The 15,863-nt window shown below is 71.9% G+C and carries 13 protein-coding genes; 7 read left to right on the top strand and 6 right to left on the bottom strand.

What is annotated here, in order from left to right:
- Positions 1 to 27 precede the first annotated feature (27 nt).
- Together ACQ452_RS28340 and rpsF are read right to left on the bottom strand one after the other, a co-directional pair.
- Positions 28 to 570, bottom strand: coding sequence for a single-stranded DNA-binding protein (locus ACQ452_RS28340; protein WP_433388859.1), 543 nt, complete (start codon positions 568 to 570; stop codon positions 28 to 30).
- A gap of 82 nt (positions 571 to 652) precedes the next feature.
- Complete coding sequence (gene rpsF, locus ACQ452_RS28345; protein WP_091453967.1) at positions 653 to 943, bottom strand: 30S ribosomal protein S6; 291 nt, start codon at positions 941 to 943, stop codon at positions 653 to 655.
- 622 nt (positions 944 to 1,565) lie between these two features.
- On the opposite strand from rpsF, the gene ACQ452_RS28350 reads away from it, so the two are divergent.
- Complete coding sequence (locus tag ACQ452_RS28350; RefSeq protein ID WP_433388861.1) at positions 1,566 to 2,357, top strand: deoxyribonuclease IV; 792 nt, start codon at positions 1,566 to 1,568, stop codon at positions 2,355 to 2,357.
- Positions 2,354 to 4,546, top strand: coding sequence for a hypothetical protein (locus ACQ452_RS28355; RefSeq protein ID WP_433388863.1), 2,193 nt, complete (start codon positions 2,354 to 2,356; stop codon positions 4,544 to 4,546). The genes ACQ452_RS28350 and ACQ452_RS28355 overlap by 4 nt, the downstream gene beginning before the upstream one ends.
- A 54-nt stretch (positions 4,547 to 4,600) precedes the next feature.
- Here ACQ452_RS28355 and ACQ452_RS28360 read toward each other — a convergent pair whose 3' ends face one another.
- The 3 genes from ACQ452_RS28360 to ACQ452_RS28370 all read right to left on the bottom strand — a co-directional run bounded on the left by ACQ452_RS28360 (position 4,601) and on the right by ACQ452_RS28370 (position 9,755).
- Positions 4,601 to 6,094 carry a glycosyltransferase family 87 protein gene (locus ACQ452_RS28360; protein ID WP_433388865.1) on the bottom strand — a complete coding sequence of 498 codons (1,494 nt, stop codon included), beginning with the start codon at positions 6,092 to 6,094 and terminating at the stop codon, positions 4,601 to 4,603.
- A gap of 117 nt (positions 6,095 to 6,211) precedes the next feature.
- Complete coding sequence (locus ACQ452_RS28365; protein ID WP_433388866.1) at positions 6,212 to 9,100, bottom strand: transglycosylase domain-containing protein; 2,889 nt, start codon at positions 9,098 to 9,100, stop codon at positions 6,212 to 6,214.
- Between the two features lie 196 nt (positions 9,101 to 9,296).
- Complete coding sequence (locus tag ACQ452_RS28370; RefSeq protein WP_433388868.1) at positions 9,297 to 9,755, bottom strand: DUF5318 domain-containing protein; 459 nt, start codon at positions 9,753 to 9,755, stop codon at positions 9,297 to 9,299.
- Positions 9,756 to 9,930: 175 nt separating this feature from the next.
- Here ACQ452_RS28370 and ACQ452_RS28375 point away from each other — a divergent pair, with 175 nt between their 5' ends.
- Both ACQ452_RS28375 and ACQ452_RS28380 read left to right on the top strand, forming a co-directional pair.
- Positions 9,931 to 10,569: a PadR family transcriptional regulator gene (locus tag ACQ452_RS28375; RefSeq protein ID WP_433388870.1), complete on the top strand. Its 639-nt coding sequence runs from the start codon at positions 9,931 to 9,933 to the stop codon at positions 10,567 to 10,569.
- A gap of 23 nt (positions 10,570 to 10,592) precedes the next feature.
- Positions 10,593 to 11,672: an inositol-3-phosphate synthase gene (locus tag ACQ452_RS28380; RefSeq protein ID WP_433388872.1), complete on the top strand. Its 1,080-nt coding sequence runs from the start codon at positions 10,593 to 10,595 to the stop codon at positions 11,670 to 11,672.
- A 215-nt stretch (positions 11,673 to 11,887) separates the two neighbouring features.
- On the opposite strand, the gene ACQ452_RS28385 is transcribed toward ACQ452_RS28380, so the two are convergent.
- On the bottom strand, positions 11,888 to 12,367 hold the full coding sequence (locus ACQ452_RS28385; RefSeq protein WP_433388874.1) for a methylated-DNA--[protein]-cysteine S-methyltransferase: 480 nt from the start codon (positions 12,365 to 12,367) through the stop codon (positions 11,888 to 11,890).
- Between the two features lie 176 nt (positions 12,368 to 12,543).
- On the opposite strand from ACQ452_RS28385, the gene ACQ452_RS28390 reads away from it, so the two are divergent.
- Genes ACQ452_RS28390 through ACQ452_RS28400 form a run of 3 tightly spaced genes read left to right on the top strand, consistent with a single transcriptional unit; the run spans position 12,544 to position 15,785 of the window.
- Positions 12,544 to 13,677: a TolB family protein gene (locus ACQ452_RS28390; protein ID WP_433388876.1), complete on the top strand. Its 1,134-nt coding sequence runs from the start codon at positions 12,544 to 12,546 to the stop codon at positions 13,675 to 13,677.
- A gap of 40 nt (positions 13,678 to 13,717) precedes the next feature.
- Complete coding sequence (locus tag ACQ452_RS28395; RefSeq protein ID WP_433394479.1) at positions 13,718 to 14,239, top strand: hypothetical protein; 522 nt, start codon at positions 13,718 to 13,720, stop codon at positions 14,237 to 14,239.
- A gap of 28 nt (positions 14,240 to 14,267) precedes the next feature.
- Positions 14,268 to 15,785 (top strand): flotillin family protein, encoded by a 1,518-nt coding sequence (locus tag ACQ452_RS28400; protein ID WP_433388878.1) that lies wholly within the window; start codon positions 14,268 to 14,270, stop codon positions 15,783 to 15,785.
- Positions 15,786 to 15,863: the final 78 nt, after the last annotated feature.

Raw genomic sequence — 15,863 nt, forward strand, 5'->3', positions numbered from 1 at the left:
GTTTGCGATCGCGGGCGCTCTGCGCCATTAGAACGGGGGCTCCTCATCAAAATTGCCGCCACCCGAACCGCTACGCGAGGGTGCTGCCGGCGCGGCCGAGGCCCAGGGGTCGTCGAAGTTGCCTCCGCCGCCGCCCTGGCCACCGCCACCACCGCTGCCGCCGAAGCCGCCGCCACCGCCGCCGGAGCGGGACATCTTCTGCACCTTCGCCGTGGCGTAGCGCAGCGACGGGCCGATCTCGTCGACCTCGAGCTCGATGACAGTGCGCTTCTCACCCTCGCGCGTCTCGTACGACCGCTGACGCAGCCGACCCGAGACGATCACGCGGGCGCCCCGCTGGAGCGACTCGGCGACGTGCTCCGCCGCCTGCCGCCACACGGTGCACGCCAGGAAGAGCGGCTCGCCGTCCTTCCATTCGCCGGAGGCCTTGTCCATGAACCGGGGCGTCGAAGCGACCCGGAACTTGGCGACCGCCGCACCGGAGGGGGTGAACCGCAACTCGGGGTCATCGGTCAGGTTGCCGATGACCGTGATGGTGGTGTCTCCTGCCATGACCATCTCCTCGCGCACTCATCAGTTCTGTCGTACAGGCTCTCAGAGCCCTGTGACAGAGCCGACGAAGCTGATCCGGATGAACCGGGTTGAATGCTTGTTAGCGCATTTCCGGACGGATGACCTTGGTGCGCAGCACGGACTCGTTGAGCCGCAACTGACGGTCCAGCTCGGCCACCGCTGCGGGCGTCGCCTGCAGGTCGATGACCGCGTAGATGCCTTCGGTCTTCTTGTTGATTTCGTACGCGAGGCGCCGGCGGCCCCACACGTCGGTCTTCTCAACCGAGCCACCCGCGGTCCGGATCACGTTCAGGTACGTGTCGAGGGACGGGGCGACGGTGCGCTCCTCGAGGCTGGAGTCGAGGATCACCATGATCTCGTAATGACGCAAGACGTGCTCACCTCCTGTGGGCTAAGCGGCCACGGGCCTTCCGTGGCAGGAGGTCGTGCGTCGTGGCCCACGCCCCCGGGGGAACCCGTTCGGACGCGGACAACCGGACCAGAATACCCGGTCCGGACGATCATGCCCGGGCGGCCGGCCGGACCCGTCCGACCGGACCAAGGCGACGGGGGCCCGCACCGACTTCGCTGTCGGTGCGAGCCCCCGTGCACGAGGCCGCGGGGCGTCCCGTCCGCATTCCTTGGGTGGGACCTGGGGAGGAACGACCACACCGATGAGGTTGGACCGAAGACGCCCCGCGGAGCTTTATCGTGTTGTTACCTGACGTTACAACAGCACTTGCACCTTGTTGGGGGAAAAGACGGAAATCTCCGATAAATTTCCCACCTGCTCCGGTCCGGTCGGGCCCCGCCGCGCCGGGCCGCGCGACGGGGCGCCCCCGCTCCGGGTGGTGCCACAGGTCCCCGGCGAGCCGGCCGGCGGCCGTCGCGGGACGGGCGGCGGCGACCGTGGGTCCCACCCGCAGCAACGACCGTCGGCGGCGGCAGGTGACGCGCGGCACCGCCAGCGCCGTCGTCCCCGGCTGTCGGCGACGCGACGTAGGCTCCCGTGCATGCGTATCGGAGCCCACGTCGATTCGACCGACCCCATGGCGGAGGCGACCGCCCGAGGGGCCGAGACCGTGCAGTTCTTCCTCTCCGACCCGCAGGGGTGGAAGGCACCGAAGCCGCGGGAGGACACGAAGCAGTTGCTGGCCGCGGAGGTCGACCTCTACGTGCACGCGCCGTACGTCATCAACGTCGCCACCCTCAACAACCGGATCCGGATCCCCAGCCGCAAGCTGCTGCTCGGGCACGCCCAGGCGGCTGCCGCCATCGGCGCGAAGGGGCTGATCGTGCACGGCGGGCACGTCGGCGCAGGCGACGACCCGGCCGTCGGCTTCGACAACTGGCGCAAGACCTTCGCGTACGCGGCGGACTCCGGCGGCTTCGAGGTGCCGGTCCTGATCGAGAACACCGCCGGCGGCGACAACGCGTGTGCCCGCCGGCTCGACGCGCTCGCCCGGCTCTGGGACGCCGTGGCCGACTACGAGGTCGGCTTCTGCCTGGACACCTGCCACGCCCACGCCGGCGGCGAGGAACTCCTCGGGCTGGTCGACCGGGTCAAGGCGATCACCGGACGGATCGACCTGGTGCACGCCAACAACTCCAAGGGCGCGTTCAACTCCGGCCAGGACCGCCACGACAACCTCGGCGGCGGCACGATCGACCCGGAGCTGGTGGTGGCGGTCATCCGCGCGGCCGGCGCGCCGGTCATCGTCGAGACCCCGGGTGGGGTCGACGGTCAGGGCGCCGACATCGCCTTCCTGCGTGACCGGCTGGGCGCGGGGAGCCCGGCGGCATGACGACCCAGCAGTCCCCCGCCGGCGGCTCCCGCCCCGACGACGCCGGGCGCTCCGCGCCGCCCGGCCCCGGTGCCCCGGGCAGCCCCGGCCCCGCTCCGGGCCCGCCGGGCGAACCCACCGGCGCGCCACCTCCCGGCCGGGCCGGCTCCGAGAGGGCCGCCCCGCCCGGTCCGGCCGCCCCGAAGGCCGACCCCGCCGACAGGACAGGTGACGCCGGGCGGGCCGACGGCGCCCCGGCTGGTCCCGCCGCCGAAAAGGGCAGTGCCGACCCGACCGGCACCGGAAACGACAAGACCGAGAAGGACGACAAGGCCGAGAAGGACGACAAGGCCGAGAAGGACGACAAGGCCGACAAGGCCGGACAGGGCGAGAAGGGCGACGGGGCGAGCAAGGACGGGAAGCCGGACCGGTGGGAGGCCTTCGCGTCCGCCCCCGAACCGAAGCCCTCCCTGCTCGGGCGTGCCGCCCGGGCCGGCACCAGGGGGATCGGCCGGCTGCTGGTCCACGAGTGGACGCTCGCGACGCTCGCCTCGCTGGCGTTGGCCGCGCTGTTGACCTGGCCCACTCTGCGCTATCCCCTGCACACGCTGCCGCAGGACTACTGGGACCCCAGCCTCCAGGCATGGCAGATGGCCTGGTCGGGGCACATCCTGCTGACAAATCCCGCACAGCTCTGGCAGTCGAACGCGTTCTTCCCGGAAAACTGGAGCTTCGCCTTCTCCGACACCCTGCTCGGGTACGCCCCGGCAGGCATGATCGGCACCGGCCCCGAAGCCGCCGTGCTCCGGTACAACATCATGTTCGTGCTGGCCCACGCGCTCGCCACGCTCGGGGCATACGCGCTGGCCCGGCAGCTCGGGGCGGGCCGGATCGGCGCCGCGGTGGCCGGGACGAGCTTCGCGTACGCGCCCTGGTTGCTGGCGCAGGCCGGCCACCTGCACGTGATCTCCAACGGGGGGATCCCGCTCGCGTTGGCGATGCTCGCCCGGGGGCACGGCTGGTCGCTGCGGCACGGCTACCGTCCGGAACGCCGGCACGACGGTTGGGTCTACACCGGGTGGCTGGTCGCGGCCTGGCAGCTCAGTCTCGGGTTCGGGATCGGGCTGCCGTTCGCGTACTTCCTCGGTGGGGCCGTGCTGGTCGCGGCCGTCACGTGGTTCCTGCGGCGGTGGGTGATCCGGCCGGTCAAGCGCCCGTTCGGTCGCCGGCTGCTGATCGCGGACCTGGTCGGCGGCCTGCTCTTCGCCGGCGTCGGCGTGCTGCTGGCCATTCCGTTCTTCACCGTGGCGGAGGCCCACCCGAACGCGGAACGCGTCATCGGCGACATCAAGGTCTACTCCCCGCCGGTGAGCGGTTTCTTCACCGCGCCCGCCGAGTCGCGGATCTGGGGCGACCTGCACGAGGGAGCCCGGGCGGCGCTGCCCTGGCATCCGGAGATGACTCTGCTGCCCGGCTTCGTGCTCTACGCGCTCGCTGCCGGTGGGCTCTTCTTCTCGGTCTGGAAGCTGCGCCACCGGCTGCTGCTGCTCGCCGGGGTGGTGGTGACCATGGCGCTCGCCATGGGTACCCGCTTCTTCGACGGCACCTTCACCTACGTGCCGCTGTTCGAGTACGTGCCCGGCTGGAACGGCCTACGTACGCCGGGCCGGCTGATGCTGTGGACGACGCTGCTGCTGGGGCTGCTCGCGGCGGGCGCGGTCAGCGCCTTCGCGGCCCGGGTCCGGGAGATCTCCGCCGCGCGGATCCCGTCCTGGCCGAGCCCGTGGCTGCGACTGGCCACCCTGCTGCCGCTGGTGCTGGTGATCGGCGAGGGGTTGAACTCGACGCCGCACCCGATCGTGCCGACCCAGCCGGCCGCGATGCGGACCGTGGACGGGCCGATGCTGGTGCTGCCGAGCAGCCAGAACCTCGACCAGCCGGTGATGCTCTGGACCACCAGCAAGTTCCAGGACGTGGTGAACGGCGGGAGCGGCTTCACGCCGCGACAGCTCGACGACGTGCGCCGGGTGACACTCTCCTTCCCCGACCAGACCAGCGTCGACTACCTGCGCGTCCTCGGGGTCCGCAACGTGCTGCTGGTACGCGACCAGATCGCCGGCACGCCGTGGGAGGTCACCGTCGACGCGCCGGTCGACGGGCTGGGCATCACCCGCGAGGAGATCGGCGACGTGGTCGTCTACCGCCTCTGATCCGCCGCCGCCGGCCGTCCGGAGTGATCCCGTGACGGCCGGCGCGGCAAACTGTCAGGCGGAGACGGGTGCCAGCTCGGCGGGGGTTTCGCGGCGGCGGCGCCAGCGGTCGAGCCAGGGTGCGTCCGGCGCACCGTCGAGCGGCCCGCCGTCCGGGTCGTCGGCGTAGGTGCGGCGCACCGCGTCGGACTCCGGCCGCAGGATCTCCCGCACGACCAGCACGCAGAGCAGCACCACGGTGGCCAGGCGCAGCGTCGACGCCAACACGAAGACGCCCTCGGGGAAGACCGGCTTGCCGGTCGACGTGCCGAGCAACTCACCGTAGAACGCCACGAAGTAGCAGACCTCGGCCAGTTGCCAGGCCAGGAAGGCGCCCCACTTCGGGCGGGCGAGGACCACCAGCGGCAGCAGCCAGAGCACGAACTGCTGCGACCACACCTTGCTGAAGATCAGGAACGCGGCGACCACGAGAAACGCGAGCTGGGCCAGGCGTGGCCGGCGCGGGGCCAGCAGCCCCAGCACGCCCACCCCGAGGCAGGCCAGCCCGAACAGGACGTACGACAGGGTGTTCAGGGTCGGGATGTTGACGTTCAGCCACTCGAAGGGCCCGGTGCCGCCACCGACCTTGCCGTCGAGGTAGCGCCCGATGTACCAGAGCGTGCCCCAGTCGATCGCCCGCGTCGAGTTCAGCTCGAAGAAGCGGTCCCAGTTTTCTCGGTAGGGAATGGCGACCGGGAGGTTCACGGCGACCAGGGCGACCAGGGCCGCGGCGAAGGCGGTGAGGGCGGCGCGGAGCCGCCCGGCGCGCAGCCCCAGCACCAGGATCGGGCCGAGGATGAACAGCGGCCACATCTTCGCCGCTCCGGCGAGGCCGAGCAGGACGCCGGCTGCGAGGGGCCGGCTGCGGGCCCAGGCGAACAGGCCGAACGCGGCCAGGCCGATGGCGAGCAGATCCCAGTTGACCGTGGCGGTGAGCATCAGCGCGGGGGCGAGCGCGAAGAGCGCGGCGTCCCAGGGTCTGCGGCGGCGCAGGGCGAGGATGACCGCCACCGTGGCGACCGCCAGCGCGCCGAGTACCAGCGCGTTGAGGTGATAGAACCACTCGCCCTGGTTGATCCCGGGGTCGTTCTGGCCGACGGCGTGCACGGGCAGGCCGAGCGCTCCCATGAAGTACCCGGTGAGCACCGGGTACTCGACGGGGTGGTCCCGGTAGGGCACCGCGCCCTCGTTGAGCCGCTCGTTGTAGTAGAGCGCCAGCACGTCGGTGTAGCAGAACCGGGTGTACTGGGTGTTGTTCTGCCAGGCACCGTCGTGGCAGGGAGACTTCTGCACCCAGTGCAGCGCCAGGGTCAGGCAGGTCAGGGCCAGGACGATGCGGGCCGCCGTCCAGAACCGGCTCTCCCGCCCGGTCGGCCGGTCCAGCGCCACGGCGTGGTCGCCCAGCGGGCCGCCGATCGCGCCGGAGAGGCCCCGGACGAAGCCGTCGGAGCGGGACGGATGGTCAGGGGCACCGGCGTCGTCGATGCCTCGCGTCGACTGCGTGCTCATGAAGGTGCATCCTGCCGTACGCGGGGCCTCCCCGTCCCCTCCCGATCACGACACGTCGGTACGCGAAACGCCGCCGGCGGCCGGAAGGGTGCTCCGGCCGCCGGCGGCGTTCGTCGTTCAGTCGTCGTCTGATCTGGGGCTGGTGCTCGGCGACAGCCCGCCGCCGTTGCCGCCGTTGCCGCCGTTGCCGCCGTTGCCGCCACCGGGCCGGGGATCCGGGCCTCCCGGCCGCGGATCCGTCGGGCCACCCGGCATCGTCGGGCCGCCCGGCGTGGTCGGGCCCCCCGGCGTGGTCGGGCAGAACAGGCCGGTCGGGTCGCAGGGCGGCTGGCCCGGCGTCGGCGGGGGCGGCGGGGGTTCCTCGCCGTTGCCCGCCTTGTCGTCGCCGGCCCCGGTGACGTTCGGCAGGTCCGACTTGTCCTTGCCCTTCAGCGCGTCGTCCATGTAGCGCTTCCAGAGCTTGGCCGGGAAGCTGCTGCCGCCGATGTCGTTCTTCTGCTTGTCGACGATTGTCGGCTTCCTGGTGTCACGGCTGCCGATCCAGACCGCGGTGGCGACGTTGTCGTCGTAGCCGACCATCCAGGCGTGCGCGTTGCGGGGGGTGCCGTTGTGCTCCCAGGTGCCGGTCTTGCCGGCCGCGTCCCGCCCGTCCAGCCCGGCGTTGTTGTTCTCCGGGATCTCCTTCAGCACCGCGGTCACCTCCTGGGCGACCTCCCGCTTGATGCGCTGCTGCGGGTTGAGCTTCTCGCCCGTCCCGGGAACCTTCTCCCACTTGCCGGTGGACTTGTTCTGCCGCTCCACGGAGAGGACGAAGTGCGCCTTGTTGTATTTGCCGTCGTTGGCGAGGGTGGCGAGCCCGTTGGCGTGGTCGAGCACCGTGATCGGGTACTGGCCGTAGCCGACCACCCGGTCGAACTTCTTCGGCGCGAGGTCCTCCGGCTTCTCCTTCGCCAGGTTGAACGGCTGGGGCGGGTCGACTGTCCACATCGTGCTGACGCCGGCCTGCTTCGCCATGTTGACCACCTTGTCGGGGCCGATCTTCTCCGTGAGGTGGAAGAAGGGCACGTTGTACGACTTGATGGTCGACTCCTCCAACGTGCAGGACTTGCCGCAGGTCGCGTTGCGGCCGGCGTTCTGCACCTTGTCCTTGAAGCCCTCGGGCTTGAACGGGGTGGCGTCCCAGCGCGACTTGACCGAGATGCCCTCGTCGATGGCAGCGGCCAGGGTGTAGACCTTGAACGACGAGCCCGGCGGGTGACCCCCGACGATGTCGCCGTTGGTGTTGGTGTTCTTGCCGGCGTAGTCGAAGTCGGCGCCACTGTCACCGCCGTAGTAGGCGAGCACCTTGCCGGACTTCGGCTCGATGGAGACCGCCGCCGCCATCAGGTTCTTCGGCTGCCCGTAGAGCACGGAGCCCTTGCGGTCCGGCTGGGCGGCCTCCTCCAGCGCCTGCTGCATCTTGGCGTTGATGGTGGTCGTGATCCGGTAGCCGCCGGTGCGCAGCTCGTCGACGCAGGTCGGCTTGCCCGCCGCGCCCGAGTCGGAGCAGAGTCCCCACTGCTCCATCTCCTGGCGGACGTAGTTGACGACGTTGCCCCGGGGGCTCTTCACCCCGAAGCCGTTGCCGTCCTCGGCCACCGGCTGCACCTTCGGGTACGCGGTCGGCCGGTCCGCGGCGTTCAGCCAGCCCTCCTCGACCATGCCGCCGAGCACGTAGTCCCACCGGTCCTTGGCCTGGACGAGGTTGGACGCGGGGTCGTAGCCCTTGTGGGTCGCGGTGGACTGCGGTTGCTTGATCAGGGACGCGAGCACCGCGCCCTCGGCGACCGTGAGCTTGCTGACCGGCTTCTTGAAGTAGGTCTGCGCGGCCGCCTCGATGCCGTACGCGCCACGCCCGAAATAGATCACGTTGAGGTAGTGCTGCATGATCTGCGGCTTGCCGTACTTCTCGTTCAGCTTCGAGGCGAAGATCGCCTCCTTGACCTTCCGGGCGTAGCTGTCGTCCTTCAGGTTCTCGATCGCGTTGCGGGCGTACTGCTGGGTGATCGTCGAGGCGCCCTGCTTGTCGCCGCCGCTGAGGTTGTTCCAGGCCGCCCGGACGATGCCCTTGTAGTCCACGCCGGAGTGCTTGTAGAAGTTCCGGTCCTCGGCCGCCGCCACGGCGTGTTGGACGTGCTCGGGGATGTCCTTGATCGTGACGAAGGTGCGGTTCTCGTTACCCAGCCGGGCCACCTGGGCCTTCTTGTCACTGGTGAGAATCGTGGTGGAGAGCGGCAGCGGCACCTCGTCGGGCAGGACGACGTTCGTCGAGTAGTAGGTGAATCCGACCACGCCGAGCCCGGCGAGCATGATGATGACGGCGAAGCTGGCGATCGCCAGGTTCATCCGCTTGCGCTTCTTCGCCCGCGCCGCGCCGCCCGGGTCACCCGCGCCGCGCGCGCGCCGGCCGGGGCCGCCGGGCCCACCGGGACCGCCCGGGCCGCCCGCGGACGGCGAGACGCTCGCCCGCGCCGTGGCCCGGCCGCTGACGCCACCGACGGCCGCCGACCCGACGCTGGCCCGGCCCGCCGAGGCGGCGCCGACGGCGGCGGAACCCACCGAGGCGCGCCCGGCCGACCCGCCGGCCGCCGGGGAGACCGGCACCGACGCGCGGCCCGCGCCCGCCCGCCCTGCGCCGGGCGCCGGCGGAACCGGCACCGAGGCCCGGCCCGGCCCGGCCCGGCCGACGGAGGCGGAACCCACCGAGGCCGCACCGGTGGCGGAGCCGGCACGCGGCGGAACGGCCGCCGACGCCGAACCGGCGACGCGCGGCGGAACGGCCGCCGAACCGCCGACCGAGGCGCGCCCGCCGGCGGCCCGGGGCGCGACCGGGGCGCGACCACCGGGTGACGTACCCTCCTGTGCAGCCGACCAGCCGTCCCCGGAGGCGTCACCGCCGGGGCTGCCGTGCTGGCCCGGAATCTGGGCCCGCCCGCGCGTGGAACTGGAATCGCCGTACGAGTTCATTCCTCACACCCTGCCGTCGCGGCGGGGCGCTGCTGCGCCGCCACCGGTTGCCGTGAGATGGGACACCGGTCGAGTGCGACACGTCGTGCCGGTCGACCGGGTGCCACTTGCAAATCAATCGGGCTAATCAGACCAACGATCCGTCGGTCCCCCCCGGTGTGCGCCTGCTGGCCGGGGCCTGCCGATCGAGCGAAGATCACCTTTGCGCCTCTCGCCTCCGTCGGCCGCCCGTGCCGGTGTCCGAGACGGCCGCCCCGCCCTGGTCCGACCCGCTCTCGGGGCCGCCGACCAGCCCGTCCCGGCCGAGCAGGTACTGCTCGATGAGATGGTTCCAGTCACAACCGAGGCACACCTCCACCACGAAGACCTGGAACTCACGCATCGTCATCGCCAGCGCCGGCAACTCGGCCAGTGTCCGGGCCTGCCCGGCGGACTGCTTGAGTTCGTCACCGTAAATGTAGTGGACGTGAGTCAGGTTCTCGCTCCGGCAGATGGGGCAGCGCTGTTCGGTGGGCTCGCCGTGGAAGCGGGCCGCGTTCTTGAGGTAGGGCGAGGCGTCGCAGACGTCGTACGTGCCGACCCGGCCGGCGAGTAGCTCACGCAGCAACGCCCGCTTCCGAAGCGAGTAGTCGACCACCTGGCGCTGCGTACGCATGCGGAGAAGGGTACGCGGTCTCGCCGGACGGGGCGACCACGGTGACGATGCGTGACCGATGGATCTCGGAGCGGGAGTTTGCCCGGACCGGGGGGATCCGCTAGCGTGCGATGTATCGGTCCGATACATCGCAGCGGTCCTCCGCTTCGGATGCAGGGTACAGAGGGGATGGTCAGTGCTCGAGCTCGCCATTCTCGGTCTCCTGCAGGAGTCTCCGATGCACGGCTACGAGCTGCGCAAGGAGCTGACCGCCAAGCTCGGCGCGATCAGGGCGGCGATCAGCTACGGCTCGCTCTACCCGACCCTGCGCCGGTTGCAGGCGGCGGGCTGGATCACCGAGGCTGCCGACGCGCCCGCCACCCCCGAGGAGGCTCCCGCGTTGACCAGCCGACGTGGTCGGGTGGTCTACGAGATCACTGCGGAGGGCAAGGAACGCTTCGCCCAGTTGATCGCACAGACCGGGCCCGAGACGTACGACGACACGGGGTTCGGCGTGCACTTCGCGTTCTTCGCCCGGACCGACCAGGCGACCCGCCTGCGCATCCTGGAGGGTCGCCGACGAAAGATCGAGGAACGCCGCGAAGGGCTTCGCGACGTGATCGGCCGGGCGGCCGAACGCCTCGACGCCTACACCCTGGAACTACAGCGCCACGGCCTTGACGCCTGTGAGCGCGAGGTCCGCTGGCTGGAGGAGCTCATTGCCAACGAGCGCTCCGGCCGAGCCCCGACGGTCCCGGACATCGGGACGGCCGGTGGCCGACGAGAAGACAACAGCCCGCCTCCGCCTGGAGAGACCAGGAAAGAGCGGCCGTGACAGAAAAGAAGGAGGCAGACGCTATGGGCTCCGTCCGCGTCGCCATCGTCGGTGTGGGTAACTGCGCCTCGTCCCTGGTTCAGGGCGTCGAGTACTACCGGAACGCCGACCCGAACGATCGCGTCCCGGGTCTCATGCACGTCGCCTTCGGCGACTACCACGTCTCCGCCGTGGAGTTCGTCGCGGCGTTCGACGTGGACGCCAAGAAGGTGGGCATGGACCTCGCGGAGGCGATCGTCGCCAGCGAGAACAACACCATCAAGCTCTGCGACGTGCCGCCGACCGGCGTCAGCGTGCAGCGCGGTCCGACCTTCGACGGTCTGGGCCAGTACTACCGTGAGATCGTCGAGGAGTCCGACGCCGCCCCCGTCGACGTGGCGCAGGCGCTGCGTGACGCGCAGGTCGACGTCGTCGTCTGCTACCTGCCGGTCGGCTCCGAGCAGGCCGCCAAGTACTACGCCCAGGCCGCGATCGACGCCGGCTGCGCCTTCGTCAACGCGCTGCCGGTCTTCATCGCCTCCGACCCGGAGTGGGCCAAGAAGTTCGAGGACGCGGGCCTGCCGATCGTCGGTGACGACATCAAGAGCCAGGTCGGCGCCACCATCGTGCACCGCGCGCTGGCGAAGCTGTTCGAGGACCGGGGCGTCGAGCTGCTGCGCACCTACCAGCTCAACTTCGGCGGCAACATGGACTTCATGAACATGCTGGAGCGCAAGCGGCTGGTCTCGAAGAAAATCTCGAAGACCCAGTCGGTGACGTCCCAGATCCCGCACGAGATGAGCAAGAGCGACGTGCACATCGGCCCGTCGGACCACGTGCCGTGGCTCGACGACCGCAAGTGGGCGTACATCCGCCTGGAGGGCCGTTCCTTCGGCGACACCCCGCTCAACGCCGAGCTCAAGCTCGAGGTGTGGGACTCGCCGAACTCGGCCGGCGTCATCATCGACGCCGTCCGGGCCGCGAAGATCGCGCTGGACCGCAAGGTCGCCGGCCCGATCATGTCGGCCTCGTCGTACTTCATGAAGTCCCCGCCGGTGCAGTACGCCGACCACGACGCGCACGCCGCCGTCGAGGCGTTCATCGCCGGTGACGTCGCGAGCTGACGCAACCGACAACCACCGTTGGCGGGGGCCGGGTCCTGGTGGACCCGGCCCCCGCCGCACGTCCCGGGACCACCGACGTCACACGGGGTAGAGCCCGACGGCGGATGTCTCCCCGCACCCGACTGATCGCCGGTGAGTGCACCGTCGACAACCTGTCGTGCTCCGCGCTTCGACGACACGAGCCGGCGCCGCCACGACCGCCGCCGGCGCGTCCGTCACGACCAGGCGCGGCGCAGGGCCACCCCGGCCTCCAACTCCAGCAACGTCACCTTGCGGTCCAGGCCGCCGCCGAAGCCGACCAGCTTGCCGCCGGCACCGACGATCCGGTGGCACGGCACGAGCACCGGAACGGGGTTGCGGTTGCAGGCCACCCCGACCGCCCGGGCGGCACCCCGGTCGCCGAGGCGCCGGGCCACCTCGCCGTAGGTGAGCGTCTCCCCGTACGGGACGCCGGTCATCTCCCGCCAGACCCCCCGCTCGAAGTCGGAGCCGCCGGGCGCCGCCAGCGGCACCGTGAAGTCGGTCAGCTCACCGGCGAAGTAGGCCCGCAGCTCCGCGACCGCCCGCCGGGCCACCTCGTCGCCCGGTTCCTCGACGGCTCCCCCGGCCCGGCCGAACTGGGCGCGGCACACGTGGTGCCCGTCGGTGGCCACGGAGAACTCGCCGATGGGGGAGTCGAGCACGGTCCAGCGCATCCCCCCATTCTCTACGCCGTGCCGGCGCCGCCGCGCAGGGCGGGCGGCGGGGTCCGGGGGCCACGGACTCACGTCGATGCCGGTATCGGGGCGTCGCCAGAGCCGGTCAGGAGCTAGATTGCCGACGCTGGCCGCGCCCGACGGCCGGCGTGGCGGCAAGCTGTCGGAGGTGGCCGGTGCCGGAAGAGACCCAGGCGGAGCCCACGGTCGGCGACGAACGGGGCAGTCGCCCGGCGCCGCCCGCAGGGCTGCCGCGTCGAGCGGACCCGCGCGGGCCGGTGCCGCGTCGTCGGCGCCGCTCGGCAGTCGCCGGGGGTGCCCTCGCGGTGCTGGTCGCCCTGGGCGGGTCGTACCTCTGGCTGCGACCCGGCGAAGCCCGGGAAACCGGCTCCTGGGCACCGGCCGGCACCCCGGCGGCGGCCCCGGCGACTCCGTCCGCCGGGACCGCCGCTCGCGCGCCGGCCGGCGACTGGACGCGGGCGGTGCTGACGCTTCCCGGCGACTGGGTGCTCACGGGCGCCACCTCCACGGGAGAACCCGCCGAGCAGGGGTACGCGCTGGACCGCGACCGTGGCCGGTACGCCGCCCCCGACAGGCGCTACGAGCAGGTGTGGGCGGCGCCCCGAGGCGGCATCGCCGCCGTCGTCGACCACGCGCGCAGGGGCGAGATCGGGCTCCTCGCCCTGCGCTCCGGAACGGTCCGGTGGATCCGCACGGGCAACCACATCATGAACCCGCACTGGTCGCCGGACGGCCGGCGGTTGGCGCTGACCCTGTTGGACGAGGAAAGCGGCGGGTTCTCCCTCGGTGTGCTCACCGCCGCCAGTGGCGCCTACCGCACCTTCCCGGTGGACACCGACCGGTATCTCTGCACCGACCACTGCTTCTTCACCTGGGGCCGGGACGGCCGGCACGTCGCGCTCCAGCAGACCGCCCCCGGATCCCCGCTGGCGGAGTCCCGGCCGCACGCGCGGCGGGGGGTGCAGTTCTTCTCGGCCACGAACGGCCGGCCGACCCGGTTCGTGCCCGTACCGGGTGACCCCGCCGGCCCCTGGTCGTGGTCGCCCGACGGGCGGCTCGTGGTGCTCAAGGGCCAGGACGGGCCGCTGCTGGCCGAGGTGGCGACCGGGCGGGTGATCGGTCCGGCCCCCGCCGCCGACGCCGTGTGGGTGGCCGACGACCGGCTGTTGCACCGCGACCGTGGCAGCAACGAGATGGTGCTGGTCGACCTCGGCGGGCGCGAACGGGCGCGCCGGGCGCTGCCGGCCGTGCTGGGCGCCGACATGGTCATCTCCGTGGCGCCCCGCTGAGCGGGGGACGCCCCGTCCCGCGTTGCGCAACACCGATACCGTGCGGGCCGTGGCCACGGGGACGCTGATCTTCCTCATCATCGGCGGCGCGGGCATCGCGGTGCTGGCGCTCGCCCTGCTCGGTGCCGAGCTGTTCCATCTCGCCAATCCGGACTTCGACGGCCCGGTGTCGGTGGAGGCGGTCGCCGGGTTCACCGGCGCGCTCGGCTTCGGTGCCGCGATCGTCAACGAGCTGGTCGGCGGGCGTACCCCCGGCATGATCGCGGTGGCGCTGGCCGGCGGTGTCGCCGCCGCCGTGCCCACGGCCTGGGCCACGTCCCGGCTGAGCCGGGCCGCCCGCGACATGCGCACGGACCCCACCCCCACCCGCCAGCACCTGGTCGGCGCCCTCGGCCTGGTGGTCACCCCGGTGCCCGTCAACGGCTACGGCGAGGTACGGGTCCGGGTGGCCGGTCAGCCGGTCAAGCTCAACGCCCGCGCCGACCGACCGATCCCGGTCGGCGCCCAGATCTTCGTGGTCGAGGCGCTCAGCGAGACCAGCGTGCACGTCGAGACCTACTGAACCCCTTCGAAAGAAACAGGACGGTCACATGCCCCTTCTCATCGCCATCGGCGGAGCGGTCCTCCTCGTCCTCCTGCTCGTGCTCTTCGTGCTCTCCCGGATCAAAGTCGCCGGGCCGAACGAGGCGTTCATCGTCACCGGCCGCAGGGGCCGCACCACGCAGACCGCCGACGGCGGCCGGTCGACCGACAACTCGGGGCAGAAGGTCGTGCTCGGCGCGTCCGTCTTCGTCCTGCCCGTGGTGCAGAAGCTCCAGTCCCTCGACCTGTCGAGCCGGCGGATCGACGTCGGCATCAAGGGCGCGGTCAGCAAGCAGGGCATCCGCGCCGACCTGCACGGCGTGGCGATCGTCAAGGTCGGCGGCACCGAGGACGCGATCCGCGCCGCCGCGCAGCGCTTCCTGCACCAGCAGGACGAGATCGAGGACTTCACCCGGGAGGTGCTGGCCGGCGCGCTGCGCTCGATCGTCGGCCGGCTCACCGTCGAGGAGGTCATCCGGGACCGGGCGGCGTTCGCCAGCGCGGTCGCCGAGGAGGCCGAGCACTCGATGACCAACCAGGGCCTCGTGCTGGACACCTTCCAGCTCCAGGACATCCTCGCCGAGGGCTCCTACCTCCAGGACCTGGGCCGGCCGGAGGCGGCCCGGGTGCTCAAGGACGCGGCCATCGCCGAGGCGCGGGCCCGGCAGCAGGCCGAGCAGGAGCGGCTGCTCGCCGAGGAGGCGATCGCCGAGGCCAACCGGAACCTGTCGCTGAAGCAGGCCTCCATCCAGGCGGAGATCGACGCGGCCAAGGCGAAGTCCGCCGCCGCCGGCCCGCTGGCGCAGGCCGAGCGGGACCAGGCGATCCTCTCCGAGCAGCAGAAGGTCGCCGAGCGCAACGCCGAGCTCAAGCAGCGCCAGCTCGACACCGAGGTACGCAAGCCGGCCGACGCCGCCCGGTACAAGGTGGAGCAGGAGGCCGAGGCGTCCCGCAACGCGGCCGTCCTGAACGCCGACGCGCAGCGTCAGTCCGTCATCGCCGCCGCCCAGGCCTCCGCCGAGCAGGCGCGGCTCACCGGTGAGGGCGAGCGGGCCCGCCGGGCCGCGCTGGCGGAGGCCAACGCGATCGAGGGCGCCAAGGAGGGCGAGGCCGAACAGCGCCGCCGTTCCGCGATCGCCGAGGCCGTCGAGCGGGAGGGCACGGCCGAGGCCGCGGCCATCCTCGCCAGGGGGCAGGCCGAGGCCGACGCGATGGCCCGCAAGGCCGAGGCCTTCGCGGCGTACGGCGAGGCCGCGGTGCTGGACCTGCTGGTCAAGGTGCTGCCGCAGGTCGTCGAGGCGGCCAGCGCCCCGATCGGCGCGATCGACAAGATGACCGTCATCTCCACCGACGGCGCCTCGGCGCTGACCAAGTCGGTGGCGGGCAACGTCGCCCAGGGGCTCCAGCTCGGCAGCGACCTGACCGGCATCGACCTGGCGGGCCTGCTGGCGAAGCTCGGCTCCGCCTCCACGACCGCCGGCAACGGCAAGTCGTCGGTCGACGGCACGGCGGTCGAGACCCGCTGACGCGGCCCGGCAGCGGTCGGATCCGCTGAGTGCGACAGGGCGCCGTCCCCGCCGGGGCGGCGCCCTTCCCGTCTCTCG

Origin of the sequence: Micromonospora sp. KLBMP9576, assembly GCF_050941805.1 — a bacterium.
Taxonomy (GTDB): Bacteria; Actinomycetota; Actinomycetes; order Mycobacteriales; family Micromonosporaceae; genus Micromonospora.